Below are 17,081 nucleotides of genomic sequence, written 5' to 3'. Positions count from 1 at the left end.
GAGTGTGCTGATGCCGATCAAATTTTAACTTATTGTTGGAATGTAGTCTTAGGGTCTTTTTTCAACTTTGCTAACATCTCGTTCCCTTTGGCTGCCCATTCACCTAAAGCTTCTTTCGGTGTCTTTTTATTTTCGAGCACCTGATTAAAGTATTCCATCCCTTTATCAGATACCTGCCACAGACCAGGCATCTTCTGATACATTTTATCAAGATTTGTATTGGTTGGCGGTACCGGTTTTAATGTATAGAATGCCTGAACGTTGTAGTCCAAACCGTCTTTAGGTTTAATATAGCTTTTCCGGGACACCAGTTCATAGCTGCTGCGTGCTTTAATCTTCGCCCAATCCTCGCTGTTCATATACTTGATTAATTCCCATGCATCATCCGGGTTCTGAGCTGAACTGTTGATTGCCATCAAACTGCTCAGATAGATGTTGCCCCCAATCTCAGGAGCCTCTGGATGAACTGGCGGAGTAACTACATCCCAATCTACTTTCGTAAAATCTTTCATTTTATCTGCGTTTTTATTTGCATCAATTAGCTGATTGATGTAATAGTAATCTCCGATGGCCATCGCCGTCTTGCCGCTTAGGAACAAGTCGCCCTGCATCGGATTGTAACGTCCGTTGGAATTTTGATCCTGATCCTGCGGCTCATCCCCTTTCGGGATGACCTTATCAATCGCCAGTTTGCTGACCGTACTCCACACTTTTTCCCATTGCGGAGAATCCACGGTCATTTTTTCTGCCTTATCATCAAAAACCTTCAACTGCAGCGAGTTGTAGTACTGCTGCATAGAGTAATACGGTGAGCCGCCGTTATGCGTGCTGAATGATAATCCGAAGACGTGATCTTTACCTTCTCCTTTAGTAAGGCGAGTTGCCAGATTAAAGATATCGTCCCATGTCATGTTGTCCGTTGGCGGTTCAACACCCGCTTTTTCAAACATCCCCTTGTTGTAGAACAAAGCAGAAGAAGAGAAAGTTGGTGTCAGCGCATAAATGTTCTGATCTCCCAAATCCTTGATTCCTTCAAGTACACTTGGTACGATGTCGCTCGTGTCAAACTTGTCTTCCTGCATCAACGGATCGAGCTGTTTAACCATGTTCTCCTGAATTAACGATTTGATCGTGGATGTATCCGCTACAATGACGTCAACCGGGTTGTCGCCAGTCATAATTTTCTTTAAGCTCTCCAGCGTATCCGGTACTTCCTGCTGCTCCTCTGAATTTCCATAACCATACATGCTGCCTTGATCTACAGCGGGTACGATTTCAATCGTAACGTTGCCATGCGTAAGCTCAAAAGCATCTGTGAACTGCTGACGGAAGTAGCTGTCATCCTGTCCTCCCCAGGGTGTAGCTACCCGCAGCACACGCTGCTCATTATCTTTATTCTCGCTGGCTGTACATCCCGCAATAAGCGGCAGTGCCAGTGTCGCTGTTGCCATGATGGCCAGCATACGTTTTCCCCACAACCTGTTCTTCATTTCCTGTTTCCCCCTCATTAATTATCTTGGCGGTGTAATGACTATGCGTTCACCGTCAAACTCCAATGTTGCCCGGCTGTCGATCGACAAGGCTTCCAGATACTCCTTAGGCACCTGAAGCCGACCTGCACGATCAATAATGACAAAAGCTTCATGAATGTCAGGAGCACCTGCTTCAGACAGTCCCTGATCATCATCCAGATTTGGATTGCGCTTCACAAATTCGGTGCTGGTCAGGCCATCCCGAATCGCAACGATTCGGTCTACCTTGCCGGCAAGCGTCAAGTCATGGGTAACGATGACAATCGTTACACCAAGCTCTTTATTCATTTTGCGAAAAATGTTCATGATCGTATCACAAGTCTCCGAATCGACTGAACCTGTCGGTTCATCCGCCAGTAAAATCTTTGGCCGATTGGACAGAGAGATCGCAATGGCGACGCGCTGCTGTTCCCCTCCTGACAGCTGATGCAGTTTGTTATGCATCCGATCCTTCAGACCGACCCATTCCAGCAGCTGTATGGCATAGGCACGATCACGTTTGCCTCCCAGAATCATTGGTGTCTCCACATTCTCCAGCGCGGTCAGATAAGGCAGCAGGTTTCGACCGTTATTCTGCCAGATGAACCCGACGGTATGCCGTTTATATTCGACCAGCTGTGCATCTGTCATTTTGAGCAGATCCCAGTCACCCACAACAGCCGTGCCAGCGGTAGGACGGTCCAGGCCGCCCAGAATGTTAAGCAGTGTTGATTTGCCGCTGCCGCTGTTGCCGATGATCGCCATCATCTCGCCTTGATTGACGGTCAGGTTGAGACCTTGAAGGGCAACGACTTCCACATCGCTGGATTTAAAAATTTTGACAAGTCCTTCGCATTGGATCACGTTTACCTCTCCTCTCCCATTTTGACCGCCTGATGAACCCGCAGCCTGCGAATCTGCCAGAGCAGCATGGACGCTCCGATAAACAGCATCACTACGGTTACGCCGTAGAGCTGCAGCATATCCTGTTCTTCAAAGACAATGCGGAACGGTGGAACCTGTGCAGATACATTGTCTGTCGTTTGCAGGAACGGCAGGAAGAGTCTGCTTGAAACCTGACCAATACCAATCCCGAGCACGATCGAAAGACCGGCCGTAAATACCTGTTCCAGCAGCAGCATGCCGCTGAGCTGTGCTCTCGACAGCCCCATAGCCCGCAGCACACCGAACTGTACTACACGTCCCGAGAGGTTAAAGAACCAGTACAGCACATAACCGATTAACGAGATAATCACGGATACAAGGAAACCCAGGCTCAGAATGCCGAATACTCCGCCCCTTGAAGGATGTTTCCCCTGGGTGACCAGTTCGGTTCGCACATCACGGACAGAGGATAACTCGATACCTTCTGCCGCAAGTTTCTCCATTAATGGAGCGACCTTGGCATCCGGTTTCATTTTGAGCCAAACCTCATAGGGTATTAGAGGTACCTGATCGTAGATGTAATCCAGATTAGCCACGAAAAATGGCATCTGATCCGGATATTGGGAAGGCCAGTATGGAATAATGCCAAACACTACAAATTCAATCGCCTGACCCTGTATACCGAGGGAAACCATGTCTCCCGTTTTGAGCTTGAACTTGTCGGCAAATTTCGAAGAGATCAGAACAGCTCCTTCATATTTGCCGAGCAAATCAAGATACTTGTACGGATGTGCAGGGAATAAATCGTTACGGAACCAGGCTACTTTGGCGAAGTCCACATTATCAATGCCGACCAGCATCCCTTGGCCGCCCGATTTACCAGATACAATAATGTTGCCCTTTGTTTGCAGTACACGCGCAGCATGCTCCACACCATTTAATTGGCGGAACACTTCAAACGGCGGCTCGGAGTAAATAATTTTGGATGGCTGCGATTGACCGCCGCCTCCGCTACCACCAGGAGCTCCTCCCCCGCCATTTCCTCCACCTGTACCACCACCGGCACCTCCTGCATTGCCTCCTTGCTGGCCGCCGCCTGATCCGCCGGCCTGTCCGGAACCTCCCGGCTTGACCTCAGGTGTTCCTTCCCATACCGTCTGCATAATGACATCCGAACCATAACGATAAAGTGTACGCTCCGTTGAATTCAAATCAATGGTCCGAGCCGCAGCCGAGTTATACACGCCAAGTCCAAGCGTCAGTACCAGCAGAATCATAAGCGGATAGTAAGAAGAAGACGAGCGTGACAGCTGCGTCAGCGTCAGATACAGCGGAACAGGCAGCAGCTTGCGGCCAATCAGCTGGATCAGCTTCAGAATCCACGGGAACAAACGCAGAAAGAACAGTCCAAGCGCAAAAATGGCAAGAGCAGGTACAAAGAACAGAAACGGCTGCACTTGTAACTGATCCGTTGTCATGCCCGTCTGAAACGTCAGCATCTGTCGTTCATAAAACAGGTAATAGCCGTAACCAGCCAGGCCCAGCAGCGCAACATCAATGAACCAGCGCTGCCACAGCGGCGCACGGTCCGTACGCGCCTGACGCCGTTTAGCAGATACAATCGTCGCTCGTGCATACGTAATCGCTGGAATCAAAGATGCAATAATGGCAACAAGTACCGCCGCCACGCCAAGCAGAACCGCTTCTTTGGAGACCCCTATCGGAATGGATTTGCGATCGACAAAGGATAAGAATCCACTTGCCGAGCCGATACTTTTGGCCATAAACCATCCCAGCAGCGGTCCAACAACCAATGCGATGGCTCCCAGGAAAATACCTTCAAGCAGATAGAGCGAAAAGATCTGACGAGCCGAGGCTCCGCGGCTGCGAAGCACAGCAATGTCGCTTTCCTGCTTTTGCAGGGATTGTCTGGCATTCATCGCGATAAAATAAAAAACCATTGCTATCATCGGTGCCGCCAATGTAAACAGCATTGTCTGCAGCTGCAGACTCTGACTGCGGAACTGCTTGAGCAGATCACCGAAGGTAATATCAACTTTGGTATCTTTCAGCCGCTGATACAAATCAATATCCAGCCGCTCCAGTACAGAGCTTATGCCGGACAGCTGACTGGTTTGAATCTCTTTCAGGTCAAACGCATAATACCAGCGTGAATTCTGAAGCGGAATGCCCTTTTCCTTGAGTAATACATCATTGAAAACGGAATCATTCACATACAGTCCATTCATCATACCGTCAAAGCCTTGAACCCAATAAGGGCTGTTCGGATCATCTGCCTTAAAGGAGCCGGTTATTTTGACACGCAGCGTAATATTCAGACCGCTGTATATCGGGTATTCCAGAATATCTCCCACATGCAGGTCATTACGGTACATCCCTTCTTCCAGCATTACAGCTTCAATGATGTCGTCTTTGACCTGATTCCCGGGTTTGACACCCGCCGAATAGTTCACCTGTGCATCCAGCCCGCTCATCGTACCCAGCGTCATACTCCGCACGCGGCTTGCATCCACTTTGGTTGGATCTTCAGGATTGACTTCTGCACTGCGAATGGATCTCGAATTCACATACGTGTGAAATGGAAATCCAATGTCGCGAGGAACATCCTCACGAATGTAGCGATCCACCTCATCCAGTCCTCTAGTATCGGTCTTTGCACCCCCGGGTGCCTGATAACTCATCAACAGCGATCCTGCTGGTAAACCTTCACTGTTATCCTGCAGCGTCTGCGCGACAACCCGTTTCAACGCACCATCGGCATACATTGGAATACTGACGGTGAACGCTACCGCCACAATTAAACCGATTAATGTGCTGAAGGTCATCCAGCGTGTGTTCCACATTTTGCGGAACAGCAGTCGAAGCAATGGCAGCCCCATTAGCGTCCCACAACTTTCTGACCAACCGTCAGACCTTTCAGAATCTCGACATCAGTTGATGTCTGCTGTCCAACCTCAACGTCCACTTCACGCTTGCTTCCATCATTCTCGATGACCTGTACATAGGTTCTGGAACCGATGGAGCGCAGAGCGGATACAGGAATGACAATTGCGTTCTCGGTGCGCTGAGTTACGATCGAAACCGTTAAAGGTGTACCGCGTTCTACATTTTTTGGCATCTTCGCCAAGGTAACAAGGACATATTGATCCAGCGTTTCCTTCGGCGGAGGTGAGCCACCTTCACCCTGACCTGAGCCATTGCCGCTATTGTTACTTGAAGCATTAGCGGTAGGCATTGCTTTGATCTTACCGGCTACTTTGCCAGCACCGTTGATGTCAACCTCAGCCTTCATGCCAGACGTAAATTTCTCCAGATCCTCCTTGGCAAATGTGGCTGCCACGACCAGGTTGGACGTATCCGCAATAGTCGCAATCGGATCATACGCTTTGACCGCTGCGCCCTTCTCCACTTGAACCGCAATAACGGTACCGCCAAATGGAGCCGTCAACGTGGATTGTCCCAGCTTTTCTTCCAGATCAGCAAGCTCCTGACGAAGTTCTTCGAATGCGATTGTCGCTTCTTCAAACTCCACCGGGTCCATCTCATCCTTCTTGCGCAGCGTTTCCTTCATCTGTACTTCCGATTTGCGAATCTGGAGCCGTTTGCCGCGAATCTCCTTCTCCACACTTGTTACGTCAAGGACAGCGAGAACCTGTCCTTTCTTCACTTTATCCCCCGTTTTCACATTCAACTCCTGAATGTGCATACCATCCAACGTAAAATAAACCTTTTCTTCACGCTGACTCATCATCTTGCCGCTGCCGCTCACCTTTTTCTCCAGCGTCTCTGTACGAACCTCATATTCCGGTTTTTTGGAGATCGTTGGCGGTGTTATTGGTGGAAGCACTTCTTCCTCCGACTCTGACGGCAGTAATGAACAGCCTGACATTGCGGCAGCGAGTACTGCACCAAGTACAATAAAAGCTGCGCGTTTCCCCTTCTTTCGAACGGCACCTTTACTTGAGAAATCTGCCGTCCGCCATTTCATAAACATGGTCCGCAACCTCCAAAATTGTAGGATCGTGTGTAGTCATACATATCGTTACTTGTTCTACTTCAATGATATTGCGGAACACAGCCATAACCTGTGCGCCCATCTTGGAATCCAGCTCGGCCGTTGGCTCATCCGCAAGCAGCAAACGGGGTCTGTGTGCAATGGCTTTGGCAATAGCCACCCGTCTGCTCCCCCCGGACATTTCAAAAGGCCGGTGCTTCACCCGTTTGGTCAGTCCAACTAAATCCAGACAATGACCCACTCTTTCTTTCCATTCCGATCGCGGTACATCCGCCATGCGGAGCGAAAGCTCTACATTTTCCCATGCAGACAATAAGGGCATAAGTGCATACGCCTGAAAAATAAAACCAATCTCCCTGCGCCGCAAAGCGGTTCGCCGCTGATCCCCCCAATCCTGAAGAGGTTGTCCGGAAAATAAAATCTCTCCGCTGGAAGGCTGGTCAAGTCCGCCCAGCATGTTCAGCAGTGTTGTTTTACCTGATCCAGACCGTCCTTTCAGCATTACAAGCTGCTGCGGCTTTACTTCCATATCAATGCCTTTGAGCACATGAATGATACGACTGCCTGTCTGAAAGCTGCGATGAACATTACGTACTTCCAACACGGGTCCATCATACGGAGGCAGCAGTTCCTTTCTCGGCTTATCTTTGGTCTTCTGGGGTGTTTCCTCTATGGCTGCAGCCGCTGCAGACTCCTCCATAGCAGATACCTCATCTGGCGTGAGTGCTTCCGCGCTTAGAGGCTCGGGCTCCGTTATGTACGAAGGTTCTTCCAATGCAGCCCTTTTCTCCAGCTTAGGTTGCTCCTGTTCGCGTTCATCACCCGATTGGCTCTTGGCAGTTCTTTTCCTTGAAAATAACTTTTTCATGCCAGCAATCACGCTCATCCTCTCTTGTTATGCCGCGCATTTCCTTCATGCGCCCTAAAACTAGAAATCTGTTCCATCCTACACTGAATTATAAACGACTGCTCTCCACTAAAAGTTACAAGCTTTTTACAACGTCAGTGTGAAAAAGTTAATATTTTGATGAACATGACAAAAAAGCACCCCAACATACGGGATGCCTCTGGAAATTCGATCGTTTTGCCGTCATTACGGCAAACATTACAATTTTGATACCGTTTACCGAACGGCAGTCTATTATTCTATGAATGATATTATTTACCAAATGAAGAAGGATCTTCACGCCACGACTGCAGCAGTGCAAAATCACTCTCTTGAATGGTACCTTGAGCCAATGCAACATCCATCAGCGCCGTATAATTCGACAGGGTCTGCAGCGGGATTCCAGCTTCCTCGAACGCTTTTACGCCTTTATCCAGCTGATAGCTGAAAATGGCAAGAACTGCGAGCGGTGTCGCCCCTGCTGCACGTACAGCTTCTGCCGCTTTAATCGAACTTCCTCCGGTTGAAATCAAATCCTCAATCACAACTACTTTTTGTCCTTCGCTGATTAATCCTTCAATCAGATTCTCCTTGCCGTGGCCTTTCGCTTTATCCCGGATATAAGCCATCGGCAGATTCAGCTTCTGAGCCACCCATGCAGCGTGTGGAATACCCGCGGTTGCTGTACCTGCAATGACTTCAGCATCTGGATACTGGTCACGAATAATCGCGGCAAACGCTTCGGCAATATCGTTACGGATCTCAGGATAAGACATCGTCAGCCGATTATCACAATAGATTGGCGATTTGATGCCGGATGTCCATGTGAATGGCTGCTGTGGACGAAGTGCCACCGCTTTGATTTTTAGCAGCTGGGAAGCAATATGGTTTGGAATTTGGCTGAGTTCGATCATACGTTCAACATCTCCTTCAAAATGGTCTCTGCCGCTTCACGCGGGTTTTGTGCACCGGTTATGGGTCTGCCCACAACGATGTAATGACTGCCTCTGCTGATGGCTTCACCGGGTGTCAGGACACGTGTCTGATCACCAAGACCACTTCCTGCCGGACGAATGCCTGGAGTGACCGTGTGAAAATCACTACCACATGCTGCCCGGATCGCAGGCACTTCCAGTGGAGATGCCACAACGCCATCAAGCCCGGCCTCCTTGGCCAGTCCGGCATAACGAACTACAGCTTCCTCTACACCGCCAGGGATGCCGATCTCGTTATTCATCGTCTCAACACTCGTGCTGGTCAACTGCGTCACAGCGATAATCTGGGGTCTGTCCAGCGAAGGGTTGGCAGCAAGTGCTGCTTCTGCGCCTTCACGTGCTGCACGCATCATGCTGGATCCGCCCGCGGCGTGCACATTGAACATGTCCACCCCAAGACGTGTAATGCTTTCGGCTCCGCCGCGCACCGTGTTTGGAATGTCATGCATCTTCACGTCGAGAAACACGGAGTATCCTTTCGCCTTCAGCTGCCGAATAAAGTCCGGGCCTGCCGCATAGAAAAGCTGCATGCCCACTTTGAGATAACAAGGAATGCCCTCAAGCGCTCGTACCAGTTTCTGTGCCTCCTCTGCTCCCGGATAATCGAGTGCAACCATCAGACGTCCAGCCATTTCATTGAAATTCGGGTGATTCATAACCCAGCGCCCCTTCCGCGTGCTCATTTTAGAGGTTTTTGCCCGATATAAAGGACATCCCGCCAGCCCGCAGGCTGACTGATGTCCTTCATCAAGTGACTATTCATTATACAAAGGCCGGCATAGCCTCCGAGGAGAAATTGATCGTCTGCAGCATGATCAGCAGCGCCCGAATCGTATCCAGGGAAGTCATACATACCACACCATTCTCAACCGCTTCACGGCGGATACGGAATCCGTCACGCTGCGGCGTTTTACCCTTAGTCAGGGTGTTGAACACAAAGTTCGCTTCACCGCTGCGGATCATATCGAGAATATTAGGTGAGCCTTCGCTCAATTTGTTCACAACGGTTACCGGAATGTTCGCCGCTTGAAGCGCAGCTGCCGTTCCGCCGGTTGCCATGATTTTGTAGCCCAGTCTATAGAAACCTTCAAGCAAAGGTACAGCCTCGTCTTTATCTTTATCTGCTACAGTAACAACGATTGCCCCGGTAGCCGGAATTTTCATTCCCGCTCCAATTAGACCTTTAAACAGGGCTTTCGCATAGTTCGGATCACGTCCCATAACCTCACCTGTGGATTTCATCTCAGGTCCAAGGGTAGGCTCCACGCGGCGCAGCTTCGCAAAGGAGAACACAGGTACTTTTACCGACACATGATCCGTTTCAGGCCAAAGTCCATCCACATAACCCAGGTCTTTCAGTTTTACGCCCAGGATTGCTTGTGTAGCGAGGTTTGCCATCGGAATATTGGTTACTTTGCTCAGGAAAGGAACCGTCCGGGAAGAACGCGGGTTCACCTCGATGACGTAAACCTGACCCTCGTGGATAACAAACTGGATGTTCACCAGTCCGATCGTTTTGAGTTCCTTGGCAATTTTGATTGTAATCTCTACAATTTTCTCTTTCAGGTCTGCAGACAGATGCTGCGGTGGATATACCGCGATCGAGTCACCGGAGTGCACCCCTGCACGTTCGATATGCTCCATGATGCCCGGCACCAGTACCGTCTCACCGTCACAGATCGCATCTACCTCAACCTCTTTACCCAGCATATAACGGTCGATCAGAACCGGATGCTCCGGATTGATTTTTACTGCCTGTTCCATATAAGTCAGCAGTTCCGCATCGGAGTATACAATTTCCATCGCACGGCCGCCCAGAACATACGAGGGACGTACCAGTACAGGGTATCCAAGTGATTGAGCCGTTTCCACAGCATCGTCTACGGAAGTGACCGTTTTACCTTTCGGCTGTGCAATCTCCAGACGGGAGAGCAGACGCTCGAACTTTTTGCGGTCTTCTGCTTCATCGATGCTTTCCAGGTCTGTTCCGAGGATGGTTACTCCTGCATTGCGCAGCGGTGCTGCCAGGTTGATTGCTGTTTGACCACCAAACTGCACGATAACACCGACCGGCTGCTCCTGCTCAATAACGTTCATGACATCCTCGAAGAACAGCGGTTCGAAGTACAGGCGGTCAGAGGTGTTAAAGTCCGTCGATACGGTCTCCGGGTTGTTATTGATAATAACGGCCTCATAACCAGCTTTTTGCAGCGCCCATACTGCGTGTACTGTGGAATAGTCAAACTCGATTCCTTGACCGATCCGGATTGGACCGGAACCCAGCACCACGACTTTTTTCTTGTCGGAAGGGATGACTTCATTCTCTGTTTCATATGTCGAGTAGTAGTAAGGCGTTGTTGCCTCAAATTCCGCCGCACAGGTATCTACCATTTTGTATACCGGGCGCAGATTCTCCTCTTCACGGCGTGCTCTGACTTCGGATTCGGCAGTCAAGGAACCTCCAGGCTGTCCTTCGGCACGCAGTTCTGCGATAGCACGATCTGTAAAACCAAGGCGTTTCGCCTGATACAGCGTTTCGGAAGTCAATTCTGCTTCTTCGCGAATACGATCCTCAAACTGAATCATGCCTTCGATTTTGTCCAGGAACCACCAGTCAATCTTGGTCAGGTCCTGCAGCTGCTGCAGGGTATAACCTCTGCGGAATGCTTCTGCGATCAGGAACATACGCTCATCGTCCGCTTTCACGAGACGTTCGTTCAGCGTCTCTTCATCCAGCGTTTCTGCACCTTTAAGGTAGAGACGGTGTACACCGATCTCCAGGGAACGAACCGCTTTATGAATGGATTCTTCAAATGTGCGTCCGATCGCCATCACTTCGCCTGTTGCTTTCATCTGTGTACCCAGCTTACGGTTCGCAGATGTAAACTTGTCGAACGGCCAGCGCGGAATTTTGCTAACGATATAGTCAAGGGTAGGTTCAAAGCAAGCATAGGTTTGGCCTGTAACTGGGTTAACAATCTCATCCAGTGTGTAACCCATTGCGATTTTGGCAGCCATCTTCGCAATCGGATAACCTGTCGCTTTGGAAGCGAGTGCTGATGAACGGCTTACCCGAGGGTTCACCTCAATGACGTAATACTGGAAGCTGTGCGGATCAAGTGCGAACTGCACGTTGCATCCACCTTCGATGTTCAGGGCACGGATGATCTTCAAGGAAGCTGAGCGCAGCATTTGGTATTCACGGTCAGACAGCGTTTGGCTTGGCGCCACAACGATACTGTCACCTGTATGAACGCCTACCGGGTCAAAGTTCTCCATGTTGCAGACCACGATACAGTTATCGTTCTTGTCACGCATAACCTCGTACTCGACTTCTTTCATGCCGGCGATGCTTTTCTCTACCAGACATTGACCGATCGGGCTGTAACGAAGCCCGGCTGCTACGGTTTCACGCAGTTCTTCTTCATTCGCGCAGATACCGCCGCCTGTGCCGCCAAGGGTGTAGGCAGGACGAACGATGATCGGATAACCGATCTCACCAGCGAACTGCAGGGATTCTTCCAGCGTTGTAACGATGACACTCTCAGGTACCGGCTGTTCCAGTTCACGCATCAGATCTCGGAACAGATCACGGTCTTCCGCTTTTTCGATGGAAGTAAGCTGTGTGCCGAGCAATTTTACGTTTTCACGCTCAAGCACGCCCGCCCGTGCAAGTTCTACAGCCATGTTGAGACCCGTTTGACCACCCAACGTTGGCAGCAGGCCGTCCGGACGCTCCTGACGAATAATTTGCGTTACAAAATCAAGCGTAATCGGCTCGATGTAAACTTTATCAGCCATATTTGTATCTGTCATGATTGTCGCAGGGTTGCTGTTAATGAGTACAACTTCCACGCCTTCTTCTTTCAGGGCCTGGCAGGCTTGCGTACCGGCATAGTCGAACTCAGCCGCTTGACCGATGACGATTGGACCGGAACCAATCACCAGGATTTTTTTGAGATCTTTGTTAATCGGCATGTTATTGCGCTCCTTTCACTGCGGCTGCCAATACGGCTTGACGCGGCTTTTGCGGGTTAGTGATCTTGTGTTCGCGGATCATCTCAATGAAACGGTCAAACAGGTAGCTGTTGTCATAAGGTCCTGGCGCTGCTTCCGGGTGATACTGTACGGAGAAGGCAGGATACGTTTTATGTTTCAGACCTTCGATGGTCTTGTCATTATTGTTGATATGTGTAACTTCAAGATCCGTACTTTTCACAGATTCTTCATTTACGGTGTAACCGTGGTTCTGGGATGTGATGAAACAGCGTCCGCTCTCCAGTTCTTTAACCGGGTGATTACCACCGCGGTGTCCGAACTTGAGTTTTTCCGTGTCTGCACCAGCTGCCAGAGCGAACAATTGATGACCCAGACAGATACCGAAGATCGGGTATTCGCCGAGCAGTTCACTGATCATGTTCACCGCATGTGGTACGTCTTTCGGGTCCCCAGGGCCGTTGGACAATTGAATGCCATCCGGGTTCAGGCGGCGAATCTCGTCAGCCGTTACGTCATGAGGTACGACAACAACGTCACAGTTACGTTTGCTCAGTTCACGCAAAATTCCTGTTTTTGCACCGTAGTCGACCAGTACGATACGTTCTGCTGTTCCCGGGCTGTTGTATACATGCTCTGTAGACGTCATTGGCACCTGGTTGCGCAATTGCTCAATCGTAGTGTCTCCCATCATCTCCAGCAGTTCTTCGACAGGTTTCGATCCTGTTGTGAGAATTCCCTTCATTGTGCCATGGTGACGAATCCGGCGCGTCAGCATCCGTGTATCAATCTCGCTGATCCCTACGATGCCGTATTCTTTCAGCAGATTATCCACGCTGTACTCCGCACGCCAGTTGCTCGGCGTTGGCTCATGGCGTCTTACCACGAAACCGTGCACGTATGGACGGATCGACTCAAAGTCATCCCGTGTGATTCCGTAGTTACCAATCAGCGGATACGTCATCGTAACGATCTGGCCGCAGTACGAAGGGTCTGAAAGCACCTCTTGATAGCCTGTAATTCCCGTATTAAAAACGACCTCTCCTGTCGTTTCACCTTCCGCACCAAACGCTTTTCCGGTGAACAGCGTGCCGTCTTCCAACAATAATCTTGCCTGTCCCTGCATCCCATCTCACTCCCTCTGTGTTTATCAAAGTTAAATGGCCTTGGGTTGAACGTGGAGTTACGTTAGCGTGGGACTTCGTGGACAGAAAACCCTGCGATCGCTGTTATCCCCGGATTACTTTGGTTCCATTTTTTAAATGGTGTAATCCGGTGATAAAGGCGCGCGCTTCGCTTCTTCGGGTCCTTTCTGTCCACTTCGCAGCTAAGGTGGTGCTCAAAGTTCAAAAAAGTACATTTAACTATGTTTGTTTTGTATGTTGGGCTCTCGGCATGACTTGCCTTGAGTTTGTTTAAAGAAAAGAAATTACTGTTACTCTGATATTTCAAGGAAAATTGTATGTTATGAGTACTGATGTACATATTTAATGATGTATTACGTCAGCATGGTGCTGTTTTATTGCTGTAACGTGTTATTCCACACGCTTTTGCCATCCACCCATGTTTGTACCGGCCAGCCTTTCAGCTTCCAGCCTGTGAACGGTGTGTTTCTGCCTTTCGTTGCGAACCTCGCCGGGTCAACAGCTTTTTCCTCGTTCAGATCAATCATCGTCAGATCGGCAGGTGCTCCTGCTTCCAGCCTGCCGGTATTCAATCGGAATACACGGGCTGGATCAGCCGTCATGCGTTTGACCAGGAAGTCCAAGGTCCACAACCCTGTTTCAACAAACTTCGTGTACAGCAGCGGGAAGGCTGTTTCGAACCCAACGATACCGAATGGCGCCAGTTCCATGCCTTTTGCTTTCTCTTCTTCGCTGTGCGGGGCATGGTCGGTTACGATCATATCGAGCGTTCCGTCCAGCAATCCTTCAATACATGCCTGCACATCACGTGGTGAGCGCAGCGGCGGGTTCATTTTCCAATTCGCGTCCATGCCCGGAATATCTTCATCGGACAGCACCAGGTGGTGCGGACATACCTCTGCAGTCACCTTGATACCGATCGATTTCGCCAGGCGTATCAGGCGAACGGATTGTTCTGTGCTGACGTGACACACATGGTAGTGTACTCCCGTTGCTTCTGCCAGCAGAATGTCCCGACCTACGTGAATGGCTTCAGATTCGTTCGGAATACCTTTGATGCCATGACGTTTGGAGAACTCACCTTCGGTGACATATCCGCCAACCACCAGGGAATCATCCTCACAGTGAGCAATCACCGGCATATCCATGCTGGCTGCAAGGCTCATAGCGTCCTTCATCATCTGCGCGTTCTGTACACCTACACCGTCATCCGTGAAACCGATCGCTCCCGCTGCCTTTAATGCAGCAAAGTCGGTCAGTTCGCGGCCCAGTTCGTTTTTGGTGATCGCTGCATACGGCAGCACTTTAACCAGATCTGCTTCCTTCGCTTTGTTCAATACCAGTTCAACAACCTCAGCTGTGTCGGTTACCGGTCTTGTATTCGGCATGCAGGCAATCGTTGTAAAACCACCTTGTGCCGCAGAACGAGCCCCTGTTTCGATCGTTTCTTTATGTTCGAATCCAGGCTCGCGCAAATGTACGTGCATGTCGATTAATCCAGGAATGACCAGTTTGCCTGATGCATCCGTTATACTTTGCGCTGACTTCTCGGCGTTCCGTACAATTTCATCTTCCGGGCCAGCGATCGTTTTAATTTTACCTTCTTCTATAAGAATGGTTTTCCGTTCAAGTTCCCCTTGTTGACTCAAGACGTTTGCGTTCTTTATCACCTGTACCATAATTGACCTCCACTTCGGTTCTGTCCAGAGATTGGAATCCACCGGATGATTGATTTATCGTCTACTCTGTTCGTTGCTCTATAAGAACACTGCCCTAGTCAGCCTATGACTCTATGCTAGACCCTGTTACAGCTTCACCGCACGTTCCATCACCGCCATGCGGATCGGAACACCGTTGGCCATCTGAGGGAAAATTCGTGATGCTTTGCTCTCGACAACCGCATCGTCCACTTCAACGTTACGATTTACAGGGGCAGGGTGCATAATAATCGTATTTGGCTTCAGGCGTGACGCCCGTTCTTCCGTCAATCCGTAGTGTTCGCGATAATCCTCAGCTGAAGTGATCAGGCCATGCTGATGACGTTCCAGTTGAACCCGGAGCATCATGACTACATCAGCGTCCAGCGCTTCTTCAAGACCTACATAAGGTGCATACTGTGCGAGTTCAGGCGCCTGCATCGTTGGCGGAGCACAGAAGCGTACATCCGCACCGAATTTTTGCAGCGCCCACAAGTTGGAGCGCGCTACCCGGCTGTGCAGAATATCTCCGATGATGGAGACACGCAGACCTTTCAGTTCACCAAACGCCTTTCGCATCGTGTAGAGATCAAGGAGCGCCTGCGTTGGATGTTCATTATTGCCATCTCCCGCATTCACAAGCGGTACACTCACCTTCTGAGCCAGCTGCTGCAGGACACCAGCCGGTTTTAAGCGAATAACTCCTGCATCAATGCCCATGGATTCAAGTGTTCGTACCGTATCGTAGATCGATTCTCCCTTTTCTACGCTAGAAGCAGCTGCAGTGAAGTTCAATACCTGAGCTCCCAGCCGTTTCTCTGCCATTTCGAAGGAGAAGCGGGTGCGCGTGCTGTTCTCGAAAAACATGTTGGCAACAAAGCGGGATTCTAGAATCGGGACAAGTTTTTCCTTCTGTCCTTCCCAGTGGGCCGCACGGTTCAGAATGGATTCGATCTCGTTACGGCTGATGTCTTTTAATCCAAGCAAGCTTCGGTCTCTCAACGCTGACTGTGTAATCATCATGCCTGCTCCCCTCGGTTCTGTATGATTTTGACTTCATCCTGTCCATCCGCTTCCATGAGTGCAACTTCGATCTCTTCTGATTTGGATGTCGGTACATTTTTACCGATAAAATCAGGCCGGATCGGAAGTTCCCGGTGTCCGCGGTCTGCAAGTACAGCCAGCTGAATGTTCTGTGGTCTTCCACAGTCCATCAGTGCATCCATCGCAGCCCGAATCGTTCGCCCGGTGTACAGCACATCATCGAACAAAATCACTTTTTTGTTGTGAATGGATAGGGATTCAGGTGTCATAATCAACAGTTCCTTGCGATTGATCTGGTTGTTATCCAAACGATCATCACGATAAGGGGTGACATCCAGCTCTCCCCAGGGAACTTTGGCGCCTTCAATCTCTTCAATCTTCGCGGCGATTCGTTCGGCCAGATATACTCCGCGTGTGCGAATTCCGACCAGAACACAATCGTCGATTCCTTTGTTCTTCTCCAGTATTTCGTGGGCAATCCTTGTCAATGCACGGCGGATCGCCGTTTCATCCATAATGACATGTGTTTCTGTGCTCATGCGTTCAGCCTCCTCAGGATTTTCCTTCGAAACCATGGCCCCATGACGAGGAGAACAAAAAAAGACTCCTTGCCGTGTTTATTGGCAAGGAGTCTCCGAACTTCAGACGTCGCTGAAGAAAGTTTACTCTCGGGATGCATCGTATTATCTGCCGCAGCGAATAAACGATGTATCATTCACGTTACCTTGCCAGTCTCACGGGACTGATTTAAAGGTGCTATTCATGTCGTGCATATGAGGAACCTCACAGAGTTCTGGCTCAATATGCCCGTATGTCTTCATGAATTATGACAGAAAGACAACCCTCTGTCAACACCTCACCATCGCAGGTGCAAATCCTCTGCTTC

General features: G+C 49.9%; 12 protein-coding genes. All 12 read right to left on the bottom strand.

Features of this window, described 5'->3' with window-relative positions; translation table 11 throughout:
• Positions 1-29 precede the first annotated feature (29 nt).
• The gene (locus ABXS70_RS06335) at positions 30-1,490 is read right to left on the bottom strand and encodes an extracellular solute-binding protein (RefSeq protein WP_342552021.1); all 1,461 of its coding nucleotides are present in this window, start codon (positions 1,488-1,490) and stop codon (positions 30-32) included.
• Between the two features lie 21 nt (positions 1,491-1,511).
• Positions 1,512-2,375 carry an ABC transporter ATP-binding protein gene (locus tag ABXS70_RS06330; protein WP_342552022.1) on the bottom strand — a complete coding sequence of 288 codons (864 nt, stop codon included), beginning with the start codon at positions 2,373-2,375 and terminating at the stop codon, positions 1,512-1,514.
• A gap of 2 nt (positions 2,376-2,377) precedes the next feature.
• Positions 2,378-5,296, bottom strand: coding sequence for an FtsX-like permease family protein (locus ABXS70_RS06325; RefSeq protein ID WP_366294800.1), 2,919 nt, complete (start codon positions 5,294-5,296; stop codon positions 2,378-2,380).
• A complete protein-coding gene (locus ABXS70_RS06320; protein ID WP_342552024.1) occupies positions 5,296-6,411 on the bottom strand; it encodes an efflux RND transporter periplasmic adaptor subunit in 1,116 nt (371 codons plus the stop codon). The genes ABXS70_RS06325 and ABXS70_RS06320 overlap by 1 nt, the downstream gene beginning before the upstream one ends.
• Entirely contained in the window at positions 6,374-7,300 is a 927-nt protein-coding gene (locus ABXS70_RS06315; RefSeq protein ID WP_366294796.1) for an ABC transporter ATP-binding protein, read from the bottom strand. The genes ABXS70_RS06320 and ABXS70_RS06315 overlap by 38 nt, the downstream gene beginning before the upstream one ends.
• Positions 7,301-7,590: 290 nt before the next feature.
• Positions 7,591-8,232 carry an orotate phosphoribosyltransferase gene (gene pyrE, locus ABXS70_RS06310; protein ID WP_123062502.1) on the bottom strand — a complete coding sequence of 214 codons (642 nt, stop codon included), beginning with the start codon at positions 8,230-8,232 and terminating at the stop codon, positions 7,591-7,593.
• On the bottom strand, positions 8,229-8,969 hold the full coding sequence (pyrF, locus tag ABXS70_RS06305) for an orotidine-5'-phosphate decarboxylase (protein WP_342552026.1): 741 nt from the start codon (positions 8,967-8,969) through the stop codon (positions 8,229-8,231). The genes pyrE and pyrF overlap by 4 nt, the downstream gene beginning before the upstream one ends.
• Positions 8,970-9,075: 106 nt before the next feature.
• Positions 9,076-12,291, bottom strand: a complete 3,216-nt coding sequence (gene carB, locus ABXS70_RS06300) for a carbamoyl-phosphate synthase large subunit (RefSeq protein WP_342552027.1) — start codon at positions 12,289-12,291, stop codon at positions 9,076-9,078.
• A gap of 1 nt (position 12,292) precedes the next feature.
• A complete protein-coding gene (gene carA / locus ABXS70_RS06295) occupies positions 12,293-13,435 on the bottom strand; it encodes a glutamine-hydrolyzing carbamoyl-phosphate synthase small subunit (RefSeq protein WP_342552028.1) in 1,143 nt (380 codons plus the stop codon).
• A gap of 393 nt (positions 13,436-13,828) precedes the next feature.
• Positions 13,829-15,133 carry a dihydroorotase gene (locus tag ABXS70_RS06290; RefSeq protein WP_366294789.1) on the bottom strand — a complete coding sequence of 435 codons (1,305 nt, stop codon included), beginning with the start codon at positions 15,131-15,133 and terminating at the stop codon, positions 13,829-13,831.
• 126 nt (positions 15,134-15,259) lie between these two features.
• Complete coding sequence (locus ABXS70_RS06285; protein ID WP_342552030.1) at positions 15,260-16,174, bottom strand: aspartate carbamoyltransferase catalytic subunit; 915 nt, start codon at positions 16,172-16,174, stop codon at positions 15,260-15,262.
• A complete protein-coding gene (gene pyrR / locus ABXS70_RS06280) occupies positions 16,171-16,734 on the bottom strand; it encodes a bifunctional pyr operon transcriptional regulator/uracil phosphoribosyltransferase PyrR (protein ID WP_342552031.1) in 564 nt (187 codons plus the stop codon). The genes ABXS70_RS06285 and pyrR overlap by 4 nt, the downstream gene beginning before the upstream one ends.
• Between the last annotated feature and the right edge of the window lie 347 nt (positions 16,735-17,081).

The sequence above is a fragment of the Paenibacillus sp. AN1007 genome, from assembly GCF_040702995.1.
In the GTDB taxonomy this organism is placed as follows: Bacteria; Bacillota; Bacilli; order Paenibacillales; family Paenibacillaceae; genus Paenibacillus.
This window is presented reverse-complemented; position numbering and strand designations above follow the sequence as displayed.

What these genes read in the sequence shown, in the direction of transcription:
- ABXS70_RS06315 (WP_366294796.1), bottom strand. Translation starts at nt 7,300, where the DNA reads ATGAAAAAGTTATTTTCAAGGAAAAGAACTGCCAAGAGCCAATCGGGT.
- ABXS70_RS06335 (WP_342552021.1), bottom strand. Translation starts at nt 1,490, where the DNA reads ATGAAGAACAGGTTGTGGGGAAAACGTATGCTGGCCATCATGGCAACA.
- ABXS70_RS06285 (WP_342552030.1), bottom strand. Translation starts at nt 16,174, where the DNA reads ATGATGATTACACAGTCAGCGTTGAGAGACCGAAGCTTGCTTGGATTA.
- ABXS70_RS06290 (WP_366294789.1), bottom strand. Translation starts at nt 15,133, where the DNA reads ATGGTACAGGTGATAAAGAACGCAAACGTCTTGAGTCAACAAGGGGAA.
- pyrF (WP_342552026.1), bottom strand. Translation starts at nt 8,969, where the DNA reads ATGAATCACCCGAATTTCAATGAAATGGCTGGACGTCTGATGGTTGCA.
- pyrR (WP_342552031.1), bottom strand. Translation starts at nt 16,734, where the DNA reads ATGAGCACAGAAACACATGTCATTATGGATGAAACGGCGATCCGCCGT.
- carB (WP_342552027.1), bottom strand. Translation starts at nt 12,291, where the DNA reads ATGCCGATTAACAAAGATCTCAAAAAAATCCTGGTGATTGGTTCCGGT.
- ABXS70_RS06320 (WP_342552024.1), bottom strand. Translation starts at nt 6,411, where the DNA reads ATGTTTATGAAATGGCGGACGGCAGATTTCTCAAGTAAAGGTGCCGTT.
- carA (WP_342552028.1), bottom strand. Translation starts at nt 13,435, where the DNA reads ATGCAGGGACAGGCAAGATTATTGTTGGAAGACGGCACGCTGTTCACC.
- ABXS70_RS06325 (WP_366294800.1), bottom strand. Translation starts at nt 5,296, where the DNA reads ATGGGGCTGCCATTGCTTCGACTGCTGTTCCGCAAAATGTGGAACACA.
- pyrE (WP_123062502.1), bottom strand. Translation starts at nt 8,232, where the DNA reads ATGATCGAACTCAGCCAAATTCCAAACCATATTGCTTCCCAGCTGCTA.